11 protein-coding genes are annotated in these 10932 nt (G+C 72.9%); 10 read left to right on the top strand and 1 reads right to left on the bottom strand.

The features are described from left to right. Nucleotides 1-53: 53 nt before the first annotated feature. From H5965_RS35705 to H5965_RS35660, 10 genes are all read left to right on the top strand, one after another. The gene (locus H5965_RS35705; RefSeq protein ID WP_310975347.1) at nucleotides 54-215 is read left to right on the top strand and encodes a hypothetical protein; all 162 of its coding nucleotides are present in this window, start codon (nucleotides 54-56) and stop codon (nucleotides 213-215) included. Nucleotides 216-543: 328 nt separating this feature from the next. Next, nucleotides 544-1263: an ArsR family transcriptional regulator gene (locus H5965_RS35700; protein WP_310975345.1), complete on the top strand. Its 720-nt coding sequence runs from the start codon at nucleotides 544-546 to the stop codon at nucleotides 1261-1263. Continuing rightward, nucleotides 1260-1631 carry a VOC family protein gene (locus H5965_RS35695; RefSeq protein ID WP_310975343.1) on the top strand — a complete coding sequence of 124 codons (372 nt, stop codon included), beginning with the start codon at nucleotides 1260-1262 and terminating at the stop codon, nucleotides 1629-1631. The genes H5965_RS35700 and H5965_RS35695 overlap by 4 nt, the downstream gene beginning before the upstream one ends. Before the next feature lie 9 nt (nucleotides 1632-1640). Next, nucleotides 1641-2588: a pyridoxal-phosphate dependent enzyme gene (locus H5965_RS35690; protein WP_310975341.1), complete on the top strand. Its 948-nt coding sequence runs from the start codon at nucleotides 1641-1643 to the stop codon at nucleotides 2586-2588. Between the two features lie 534 nt (nucleotides 2589-3122). After that, complete coding sequence (locus H5965_RS35685; protein WP_310975339.1) at nucleotides 3123-4346, top strand: carbohydrate-binding protein; 1224 nt, start codon at nucleotides 3123-3125, stop codon at nucleotides 4344-4346. Between the two features lie 17 nt (nucleotides 4347-4363). Beyond that, nucleotides 4364-5638, top strand: a complete 1275-nt coding sequence (locus H5965_RS35680; protein WP_310975337.1) for an extracellular solute-binding protein — start codon at nucleotides 4364-4366, stop codon at nucleotides 5636-5638. 70 nt (nucleotides 5639-5708) lie between these two features. Next, nucleotides 5709-6632 carry a sugar ABC transporter permease gene (locus H5965_RS35675; protein WP_310975336.1) on the top strand — a complete coding sequence of 308 codons (924 nt, stop codon included), beginning with the start codon at nucleotides 5709-5711 and terminating at the stop codon, nucleotides 6630-6632. Beyond that, complete coding sequence (locus tag H5965_RS35670; RefSeq protein ID WP_310975335.1) at nucleotides 6629-7447, top strand: carbohydrate ABC transporter permease; 819 nt, start codon at nucleotides 6629-6631, stop codon at nucleotides 7445-7447. Before H5965_RS35675 ends, H5965_RS35670 begins: the two co-directional genes overlap by 4 nt. Next, on the top strand, nucleotides 7447-8937 hold the full coding sequence (locus tag H5965_RS35665) for a beta-N-acetylhexosaminidase (RefSeq protein ID WP_310975334.1): 1491 nt from the start codon (nucleotides 7447-7449) through the stop codon (nucleotides 8935-8937). Before H5965_RS35670 ends, H5965_RS35665 begins: the two co-directional genes overlap by 1 nt. Nucleotides 8938-8972: 35 nt before the next feature. After that, nucleotides 8973-9671 carry a GntR family transcriptional regulator gene (locus H5965_RS35660; protein ID WP_310975332.1) on the top strand — a complete coding sequence of 233 codons (699 nt, stop codon included), beginning with the start codon at nucleotides 8973-8975 and terminating at the stop codon, nucleotides 9669-9671. Here the strand turns inward: H5965_RS35660 and H5965_RS35655 are convergent. Continuing rightward, a complete protein-coding gene (locus H5965_RS35655) occupies nucleotides 9668-10657 on the bottom strand; it encodes an epimerase (RefSeq protein ID WP_310975330.1) in 990 nt (329 codons plus the stop codon). The genes H5965_RS35660 and H5965_RS35655 overlap by 4 nt on opposite strands. Nucleotides 10658-10932: the final 275 nt, after the last annotated feature.

Here is a 10932-nt window from a genome sequence, read left to right as displayed (position 1 = left end):
CCGTTCGGACGATCGTGTTCTCCGCGACCAGCAACCACTCGGAGGAGGACGAGGTGTCCATCGACTCGGCGCCGCAGACCTGCCCCCGGTGCCGGCGCCCGACGGTCCTCGTGTCCCAGACCTGGGGCCGCCAGTGGGTGCACGTCGGCACCTGGCGGCCGGACTGCGGCAATCCCCCGTGGACCGCCCACGCGACCGGAACCCGGACGCGGTAGGGCATTCCGGACCAGCCGGGCACGCGGCGCCACCTCGCGCGCCCGGCCGAGCGTGGTGGGCCGTGCCATCCCCTCCCCCCAAGACGGCACGGCCCACCACGCTCACTCCACCTCAGCCGAACCGGTGCCGCCGGAGTCGTAGCGACCCGTGAGTCCGAAAAGGACAATTTGCAGCTCTCCACCCCCTGTAGCCCAGCTTCGGCAGGCCGCGGGAAACGGCCCGTCGCGGCGGGCGGTGGTGCGCGGGGCCGGCAGGTCGGAGCCGCCTCCGGGTCTGCTCGCGGACGACGGGCTTTTCCATCAAACCCATTTGATGTACTGTCCGGGCATGGCCGTCCAGCCACCCGAGTTCATCCGCCTGGGCGCCCACCCGGTGCGGTGGTCGCTGCTGACCGCGCTCGCCGGCGGCGACCTGCGGGTCCGGGAACTGGTGGCGCGCGTCGGTGAGCCGCAGAACCTGGTCTCCTACCACCTGCGGCTGCTGCGCGGCGGCGGCCTGGTCACCGCCTCGCGCAGCAGCTTCGACGGCCGGGACAGCTACTACCACCTCGATCTCGACCGCTGCGCGGGCGCGTTGGCCGAAACCGGCGCGGCCCTGCACCCCGCCCTGCGGCCGGAAGTCCCGCCGCCCGGGCGGGTCGCGGTGCTGTTCCTGTGCACCGGAAACAGTGCCCGTTCCCCGATCGCCGAAGCCCTGCTGCGCCGGCGAACCGCCGGGGTGGTCACGGTGACCAGCGCGGGCAGCCACCCGAAGGCCGCCCTGCACCCCGCCGCGGTCCGGGTGCTGGGCGAGGAGTTCGGCATCGACGTCACCGGGCAGCGGCCGCGGCACCTGGACACGGTCGCCGGGCGGCGGTTCGACCACGTCGTCACGCTGTGCGACAAGGTCCGCGAAGTCTGCCCGGAGTTCCCGCACCACCCGCGGCGCCGGCACTGGAGCATCCCCGAGCCGGGCTCCTTTTCCGAGACGGCCGCGGAGCTCGACCGGCGGATCCGCTACTTGCTGCCGGAACTCGGTGCGTCACAAGAGAAAGAGGCCCGGCCATGACCGAGCACGCCAGCGTCCGGTACGTCGTCGACGACGTCCCGGCGGCCATCGACTTCTACACCACCCACCTGGGTTTCACCGTGCGGATGAGCGCGGCTCCGGCGTTCGCCGACGTCGTCCGCGGACCGCTGCGGCTGCTGCTCTCCGGCCCGGCGAGCTCGGGCGCCCGCGCCACCCCTGCGGATTCCGCCGCCGCCGGGCGCAACCGCATCCACCTGATCGTCGCCGACCTCGACGCCGAGATCGCGCGGCTGGCCGACGCCGGGGTCGCCTTCCGCACCGACGTGGTGTCCGGCCCGGGCGGGCGGCAGATCCTCCTGGCGGACCCGGCCGGAAACCTCGTGGAGCTGTTCCAGCCCGCGCACTAGGCTTCGGCCGTGCCGGAAACGCGCCTCGACCTCGGCCGGATCCAAGCGGCCCGCCAGGTGATCGACCCCGTCTTCCTCGACACGCCGCTGTACCGCTGCGGGGCCCTGGAGCCGGCGCTCGGGTGTGCGGTGAGCATCAAGCTCGAGACGGCGAACCCGGTGCGGAGCTTCAAGGGCCGCGGCACCGAAGTGGTGGCGAGCGCGCTCGGCGGGGCGGTGGTGTGCGCCAGCGCGGGCAACCTCGGTCAGGCGCTCGCGTGGTCCGGGCGCAACCGGGGACTGGACGTCACCGTCGTGGCTTCGCGGCACGCGACGGCGGCCAAGCTCGAGCGCATCCGCGCGCTGGGCGCCCGCCTGGAACTGGTGGACGGCGACCACGAACTGGCCCGCGAGCGCGCGTCGGCCATCGCCCGCCGCGACGGCATCCGGCTGCTCGAAGACAGCCTGGACCTCGAAACGTGCGAAGGGGCGGCGACGATCGGCCTGGAGCTGGTGGCCGCCGGGCCGTCGTTCGACGCGGTCTTGATCGCCCTCGGCGGCGGGGCTCTCGCGACCGGGGTGGGGCACGTGCTGCGGACCTGTGCTCCCGGCACCGAGGTGATCGGCATCCAGCCGGAGGGCGCCCCGGCGATGACGCGCTCGTGGCACGCCGGGCGCGTGATCACGACGGGCCCGACCAACACGATCGCCGACGGCGTCGCCGGCCGGCGCCCGATCCCGGAGGTCCTGGCCGACCTCCTCCTCGTCGCGGACGACGCGGTCCTCGTCTCGGAGGCCTCGATCATCGCGGGAATGCGGCTGCTGCTGAAGCACGCCGGCCTGGTGGTCGAACCGTCGGCGGCGCTGGGCATCGCGGCGGTTTTGGAGAACCGCGACCGCTTCGCCGGCCGCCACGTGGCGACCATCGTGTGCGGCGGGAATGTGGACCTGGCCGCCTACCGCCGCTGGGTCGGCTGACGCGGTCTGGTTTTCGCGGGCGGTCGAGCCAGGGGATTCCGCCGCCGCACGGCCATCGGCGGCTCGCCCGCAGGCCGGTCGCCCGAGGGGGTGCGGGGCGCCAGGCGCGGGGCGCGGGCCGCCGGCTGCGGTCGCCGGCCGCGGATCGTGGGGCGCCAGCCGCGGGTCAACGGCCGCCCGGCGCGGGTCGCGGGTCGTCGCCGCCAACGCCCGCCGATCGCGGGCCGCGGGCAGTTCGCCCGCCAGCCGCGGATCGCCCGCCGCGGGTCGCGGGGTGCCGGTCGCGGCCGCGGGTCGCCGGTCGCGAACAACCGCCGGCGACCCGACCCGCGCATCGCCGGCCCGCGCTCGACGCGGGCGATCAACGCTCCTCCCACGAGCCGCCCACCACCAGCGAGCCGCCGCCGGAAATTACCAAAGGTAAGTTCTGTCGCCTTCTTGACTTTACCAATGGTCAGGGAGGAAGGTACTGGCCACCTGATTCGTCTAGACCAATCGGCGCTCCCCGCGGACGGCATCCCCAGGAGGAGACCCATGTCCCGCACCACCCGGACCACCACCGCAGCCTTGACGAGCCTCGCGACCGCGGCCGCGACCGCCCTGATCCTCTCCGGCGGGGCCGACGCCAGCCCGGCCACCACCAGCCCGGCCACCGCAAACCCTGCCGCAGCCGCCTGCGGCGGTGTGCTCTTCGACGACTTCCACTACGCCTCACCCACCGATGGCGCCTTCACCCAAGCCGGCTGGACCACGCGCAACGACGTCGGCAGCCCCGGGGTGCCCGGCGCGCGGTGGCTCACCAGCAACGTCAGCTTCCCGACGGTGAACGGCGAGCGCGTCGCCCAGCTCGCCGCGAGCACCGACGGCAGCGCGGCCGGCACCACGCACTCCGAGCTCTACCAGAACCAGCTTCGGTTCCTCGAAGGCACGTACGCCAGCCGTGTCCGCTTCACCGATGCGCCGGACAGCGGCCCCGATGGCGACCACGTCAACGAAACCTACTTCACGATCTCCCCGCTGCGGTACGACCGCGACCCGCTCTACAGCGAGCTCGACTTCTCCGAGTACCTGCCCAACGGCGGCTGGGGCGGCCCGCAGGCGAACTACCAGACCAGCTGGTACACCTACTGGAACAACCCGACCTGGGACGGCCTGCGCACGTCCACCGCGCAGAACCGCAGCTTCGCCGGCTGGCACGACATCGTCACGCAGGTCTCCGGCGGGCACGTGAAGTACTACCTCGACGGCGTCCTCACCGCGGACCACACCACCGACGCCCAGGGCAATCCGGTGTACCCGCGCACGCCGATGTCGATCAACTACAACATGTGGTTCATCGACACCGCCGGCCACACGAGCGGGAACAGCGTCTACACCGAACAGGTCGACTGGACCTACTACGCGGGCAACCAGGTCGTCTCCCCGGCCGACGCCGTCGCGCGGGCCGGGCAGTACCGCTCGGCCGGAACGTCCCATGTGGACACCGTCGCCGGCTGCACGACGCCGACCACCCCGCCGCAGACGACCACCACCCCGCCCACCACTCCGACGACGCCGACGACGCCGACGACGCCGACGACGCCCACCACACCCTCCCAGCCCGCGAACTGTTCCACGGCGGCGGAATGGGACTGGGGCACGGTGTACCTGGAGGGCCAGCGCGTGAAGCACAACGCCCACCTCTGGCAGGCGAACTGGTGGACCCAGGGTTCCGAGCCCGGCCTCACCGCCCAGTGGCGCGACCTCGGCCACTGCTGACCGCTCAGGAGCTCCCCATGCGCAGACGCACCCTCGCCGCCGCACTGGCCGTCGCCGCCGTGACCGCCACCGCCTGCGGTACCGACACTCCCGCTCCGGCCGCCGGTGGTGGCACCCTCACCGTCTGGCTGATGAACGGCGACCTCAGCGACAAGGCCACCGCGGCGATCAACGCCGCGTTCGAGAAGGCCACCGGCGCGCACGTCACCGTGCAGATCCAGGAATGGGACAACATCAACACGAAGATCAGCACCGCGCTGGCCCAGGACACCACGCCGGACGTCATCGAGATCGGCAACACGAACGTCCCGCTGTTCGCCGCCAACGGGGCGCTGACCGACCTGACCCCGCACCGCGACGAGCTCGCCGCGGGCCAGACCTGGCTGCCCGGCCTGGCCGGACCGGCCACTGTGGATGGACAGCTGTACGGCGCGCCGTTGTTCGCCGGCAACCGCGCGGTGATCTACGACAAGCAGCTGTGGGCCGACGCCGGCGTCACCGCCCCGCCGAAGACCCTGCCGGAGCTCACCGCGGCCCTGGACAAGATCAAGGCGAAACACCCGGCGCCGGACTTCTCGGCCTTCCACTTCCCCGGCCGGTACTGGTTCGGCGCGCTGCAGTTCGTCTGGGACGCCGGCGGGCAGATCGCCACGCAGCGGGACGGGAAGTGGACCGGTGCCCTCGAAAGCCCCGAGGCGCTGAAGGGACTGCAGGCCTGGAAGGACTTCCAGAACGCCTACTCCTCCCCCGCGTCCCGCAACGTCGACACGAAGGCCCCGGACCAGGCCGCCATCTTCTCCTCCGGCGGCGCCGCGGCCATCCTCGACACGAGCGTCAACACCGTGCTCAAGAACAAGCCGGAGCTGAAGGACCGGCTGGGCACCTTCCCGTTCCCGAGCGCCACGCCCGGGAAGACGCAGCCGGTGTTCCTCGGCGGCTCGGACCTCGCCGTCGCGGCCAAGAGCCGCCACCAGGACCTGGCGCTGGCCTACCTCAAGGCGGCGACGGACCCGGCCGTGCAGCGTGACGCCATCGCCGGCATCGACGGCTGGACGCCGATCTCGACCGAGCTGATCGACCGGATCACGCCCACGCTGCCGCCGGTCAACGCGGCCTTCGCCACCGCGGCGAAGACCAGCGTCGCCACCCCGGCCGCCCCCGGCTGGGCGACCATCGAGAGCGACAAGTCCATCAACACGTTCTTCGCCGACATCGCCACCGGGCGACGGCCGATCGCCGACGCGGCCCGGGAGTTCGACGCCCACCTGACCGAGGCGCTGGGCGCCCGCTGACCGGCGGGGCGGCCCGGCCGACCGCCGTCCCCGCCGGGCCGCCCCGCCCCTGTTCCGCGAAGGAGTCCCCGTGCTGCTCGAAAAGGCCCGCGTCCGGGAAAGAACGCGACGCCCTTCCCTGCTCCCCTACGGCCTGCTCCTGCCCGCCGCCGCCCTGCTCGGGCTGGTGCTCGGCTACCCGCTCGTCCGGCTGGTCGTCATTTCGCTGCAGGACTACGGCCTGCGGTCGCTGTTCACCGGCAAAACCGGCTTCGCCGGCGGGGACAACTACGCCGCCGTCCTCGCCGACCCGCAGCTGCTGCCGGTCCTCGCCCGCACCGTCGGGTTCTGCACCGCGCTGGTGCTCGGGACGCTGGTGATCGCGTCCGGCGTCGCCCTGCTGCTGCAACGCCTGGGCCGGCGGATGCGCACGGCGGTCACACTCTGCCTGATCGCGGCGTGGGCGCTGCCGAACGTGGCCTCCACCCTGGTCTGGCAGTGGCTCTTCCAGCCCGGCTACGGCGTGGTGAACTGGCTGCTGACCCGGGTCGGCTTCGGGGACCTCACCCAGCACGACTGGACGACGAGCCCGGCGTCGGCGTTCGCCCTCGTCTGGCTGCTGGTGGTGTGGCAGTCGGTCCCGTTCGCCGCGCTCACCCTGCACGCCGGCCTGGCGCAGATCCCGCGGTCCTACTACGAAGCCGCGGCGCTGGACGGCGCCGGGCCGTGGCGGGTGCACCGCACGATCACCGTCCCCTTCCTGCAGCCGATCCTCGGGCTGGTCACCATCCTCTCGGTCATCTGGGACTTCACCGTGTTCAACCAGATCTGGATCCTCACCCAGGGCGGCCCGGCCGGCGGCACGACGACGCTGGGCATCTGGACGTTCACCCGGGCCTTCAGCCGCAACGACTTCGGCCAGGGTGCGGCGATCGCCGTGGTCTCGGTCGCGCTGCTCGTCGGCCTGACCGCCGTGTACGTGCGGCGGCTCGTCCGCTCCGGGGAGGACCTGTGATCCGCCGGATCGGCCGGAACCTGACCGCGGCCGTGTTCTGCCTCGTGTGGATCTTCCCGGTCTACTGGATGGTGCTCACGGCCTTCAAGCCCGCGGGCAAGATCCTCCAGCCCACGCCCGAGTTCCTGCCCGTCGACGTCACGTTGGACAACTTCGCCGGCGCGCTCGCCAAGCCCGGGTTCGTCCAGGACCTGCTCAACAGTGCCGTGGTCGTCGTCGCGGTGGTCGTGCTGTCCATCGTGGTCGCCTTCCTCGCCGCGACGGCGTTGACTCGCTTCCGGTTCTTCGGGCGCCGCAGCTTCCTCATCGGCGTGCTGGTGCTGCAGATGGTGCCGGTGCCCGCTCTGGTCATCCCGCTGTTCCTCGGCCTCAAGAGCGCGCACCTGCTCGACACGCTGCCCGGGCTGGTCCTGACCTACGTCGCGCTCGTGCTGCCGTTCACGATCTGGACGTTGCGCGGCTTCCTGCACGGGATCCCGGTCGAACTGGAGGAAGCCGCGATGGTCGACGGCGCGACACGCGGCCGGGTCATGCGCTCGGTCCTGCTGCCGCTGGTCCTGCCCGGGTTGATCGCGACCAGCGTGTTCGCCTTCATCACCGCGTGGAACGACTTCCTGTTCGCCTACGTGATCATGAAGGACAGCTCCGGCTACACGCTGCCGGTCTGGCTGGTGTCGTTCAGCACCAGCACGGGCACCGACTACGGCGGCCTCATCGCCGCGTCGACGCTGTTCGCGCTGCCCGTCGTCGTCTTCTTCGCGCTGGTGCAGCGCCACCTGGTCGAGGGCATGACCGCGGGCGCGGTGAAGGGCTGATGCTCATCCCCCGCCCCGCGTGGCTGACCCGCCACGCCGGATCCTGCGTGCCCACCGGCATCCTGGCGGGCCCCGGCACCCACGGCCCGGCCCGGCTGCTGGCCGCCTACACCGGGCTGCCGTTGGTCCACAACGGACCGGTGATCCGGCTCGCCCGGAAACCGGGCCTCGGGCCGGAGGAGTACACCCTGGAGATCGACCCCGGGCGCGCGCTGCTCACCGCGTCCACCGAAGCCGGCCTCCTCGCCGGGGTGCAGACGATCCGCCAGCTGTTCCCGCGGCTGCCGTGCCTGACCATCCGCGACGCGCCCCGGCTGCCCTGGCGCGGCGTGCTGCTCGACGTCGCCCGCCACTTCATGCCGCCGGAGTTCCTGCACGAGTTCGTCGACCTGCTCGCGCTGCACAAGTACAACGTCCTGCACCTGCACCTCACCGACGACCAGGGCTGGCGGATCGAGATCACCGGACGGCCCCGGCTCACCGAAGTCGGGGCGTGGCGCGCGGAGTCGATGGTCGGGCCCGCGGGCAGCGGTGTCTTCGACGGCGTGCCGCACGGCGGTTTCTACACCCAGCGGGAGCTGCGCGAACTGGTCGCCTTCGCCGCCGAACGCGGGGTCCGGATCGTGCCGGAGATCGATCTGCCGGGCCACGTGCGCGCGGCGCTGGCCGCCTACCCTTCGCTGGGCAACCGGCCTTCGGTGCCGCTGCCGGTGTGGACGGAATGGGGCATCAGCCCGGACATCCTCGGCGTCCACGACGAAGCCTTCGCCTTCTGCCGGGACGTGCTCGAGCAGGTCGCCGGCGTGTTCCCGTCGCCGTACCTGCACATCGGCGGCGACGAGTGCCCGACCACGCAGTGGGAGACCGACCCGGTCGCGCGGGCCACGGCGGCCCGGCTCGGGGTGCGCCCGGCCGAGCTCCACCCGTGGTTCCTCGGCCGGCTGCACGACGTCGTCGCGAGCCTGGGCCGCCGGGCCGTGTGCTGGGACGAAACCGGCCACGCCGCGGGACGGCTGCCCGCGGACCTGGTCGTGACGGCCTGGCGCGAGGCGGCGCACGGCGCACTCGCCATCGCCCGCGGCCACCAGGTCGTGATGGCACCGCACACCTCGACGTACTTCGACTACCCGCAGAGGGAGGAACCCGGCGAGCCACCGCGCGGGCCGGTGACGACGCTGGAGGACGTCTACCGCTTCGACCCCCTGGAAGGCGGGCTCCCGGTGGCGACCGGCACCGCGCCGGGGGTGCTGGGCACCCAGGCCCAGCTGTGGACCGAGCACGCGCCGACCCCCGACCACGTGCGGCACCTGGCGTTCCCCCGGCTGTGCGCGCTGGCCGAACGGGCGTGGTCGCCGCCGGGCCGCGGTTATGCTGACTTCCACCAGCGCCTGGCCGGCCACCTCGGCCGGCTGCGGGCGCTGGGTGCCCTGCCGAAGGAGCGCGTCCGGTTCGCCGGCGCGCTCGGAGTACCCGGGAAGACAGTGCGTTGACCGTTGCCGACGAGCCTTTAGACCGGCCGACAACCGTGAAGCGCGACCGCGTCCGGCGGCACCTGCTGAAGGTGATCGAGAACGCCGGGCCGGGCACCGGGCTCGCCTCCGAGCGGGACCTGGCCGCGGAGCTGGGCGTCTCGCGCCCGACCGTCCGGGCGGCCATCGACGAGCTGACCCGCACCGGGCTGCTGGTGCGCCAGCGCGGTCGCGGGACGTTCACCAGCCCGCAGAAGGTCACCCAGGAACTGGCGACCGGCCTCGCGGTGCCGCCCGCGGAAGGCCACTGGACCAGCCGGGTGGTGGCGTTCGCGGTGTCCCCGGCCCCGCGGTCCCTGGCCGGGGAGCTGGAGCTGGAGCCGGGCGCGCCGGTGCTGCGCGTGACCCGGGTCCGGCACGTCGACGACGAGCCGATCGCGATCGAGCACCTGGCGCTGCCCGCGGCGCTGGTCCCCGGCCTGCGCCCGGCCGACCTGGAGACGGGCAACTTCTACCGGCTGCTGCGCGAACGCTTCGGGATCGCGGTGGCGGACGCGGTGCAGACGATCGAGCCCGCGGTGACCAACCCGGACCAGGCGGACCTGCTGGACATCGCGGTGTACGCGCCGATCCTCCACATCGAGCGGCTCACCAGGGACGGCGAGGGCCGCATCGTGGAACTGACCCGCTCGGCCTACCGCGGCGACCGCTACCGCATCACGTCGAAACTCCGCTTCGACGCCGAATCCGGCTAGGAGCCGAGGGCGTCGAGCAACACGCGCTCCCGCCGCGCACTGAGGCCCGCCCGCCGCTCGCGGTCCAGGCCTTGTTCGCGTTCCCAGCGCACCGTGTCCGCCAGCAACTCCGCCCGGGGCCGGTGCCGCAGCCCCGCGGCCTGCGCCGCCGACCCGTCCCGGGCCGACCAGCCTTCCCAGCCCGGCTCGACCAGCCACATCGCCAGCGACTCCGGCCCCATGTACTCGGCCACGCCCTGGGCGAGCAGCCAGTCCGCTCCGGCGGTCACCACCGGGCCGGTGTGCCCGCCGGCGGCGCGGGACAGCTCGATCCACTCCCCGAACGGCACGACCGGGCCGACCGCGTTGTACGTGCCGGTGGTGCCCGCCTCCGCGGAGTCGAGCAGCCAGGCCGTCAGGTCCCGCACGTCGATCACCTGCGTGGGCACCGACGGCGTGTCCGGGACCAGCATCGGCCCCCGCGGATCGCGCGCCGCGCGGGCGGCCCAGTAGCCGGAGCGGCCGGTGTGATCGCCCGGACCGCCGATGAGCCCGGCCCGCGCGATGAGCAGGCCGTCGCCCACCGCCGCCGTCGAGGCCTGCTCGCAGGCCACCTTCGCTTCGCCGTAGGACGCGCGGTCGGCTTCGCTCCGGTCGGTCGGGGCGAGCAGGGGCGCGGACTCGTCCGCCCCCGGGGTGGCGTGGGAGGCATAGGCGTTGCCGGACGAGACGTACACCCAGTGCCCGGCCTTGCCGCCCAGTGCGCCGAGCGCTCCGCGGACGAACCCCGGCTGCCATGACACCTCGACGACCGCGTCCCACACCCGGTCGCGCAGGGGCTCGTACGCCGACGGGTCGCGCCGGTCGGCCGCGACCAGGGTCGCGCCCTCGGCGACGGCTCCGCTTTCGCCGCGCGCGAGGCAGGTCACCCGGTGGCCGCGGCCGATCGCCTGCCGGGACAGCTCCCGGGCCACCCACGCCGTCCCGCCCAGCACCAAGATCTCCATCCCGGCAGCCAAGCACCAAGATCACCGCCTGGCCAGCGAATTCGCTCACAGCGGAGCGACGACGCATCCGGTGAATAAATCTTCACGCCATTCGGAAACGCGATTTCTTAGCCTGCCCTCGTTACCCGATCGAGTGAACGTCATCAGCGTACGGGTGACGCCGGAATCGGAACCTCCTCGTCACAGCAGGTGCCCGCGACGGCGACCGACCCCCGAATTGCGCTGTTCGCATCGCCTTTTCGGCGCCCGGGTGAGAGCACTTCAACCACAACGCC

The organism is Amycolatopsis sp. 505, from assembly GCF_031625235.1.
Classification (GTDB): Bacteria; Actinomycetota; Actinomycetes; order Mycobacteriales; family Pseudonocardiaceae; genus Amycolatopsis.
This window is presented reverse-complemented; position numbering and strand designations above follow the sequence as displayed.

Excerpts from the sequence above, each read along its gene's own strand:
- H5965_RS35665 (WP_310975334.1), top strand. The coding sequence starts at position 7,447 with ATGCTCATCCCCCGCCCCGCGTGGCTGACCCGCCACGCCGGATCCTGC.
- H5965_RS35680 (WP_310975337.1), top strand. The coding sequence starts at position 4,364 with ATGCGCAGACGCACCCTCGCCGCCGCACTGGCCGTCGCCGCCGTGACC.
- H5965_RS35685 (WP_310975339.1), top strand. The coding sequence starts at position 3,123 with ATGTCCCGCACCACCCGGACCACCACCGCAGCCTTGACGAGCCTCGCG.
- H5965_RS35700 (WP_310975345.1), top strand. The coding sequence starts at position 544 with ATGGCCGTCCAGCCACCCGAGTTCATCCGCCTGGGCGCCCACCCGGTG.
- H5965_RS35695 (WP_310975343.1), top strand. The coding sequence starts at position 1,260 with ATGACCGAGCACGCCAGCGTCCGGTACGTCGTCGACGACGTCCCGGCG.
- H5965_RS35655 (WP_310975330.1), bottom strand. The coding sequence starts at position 10,657 with ATGGAGATCTTGGTGCTGGGCGGGACGGCGTGGGTGGCCCGGGAGCTG.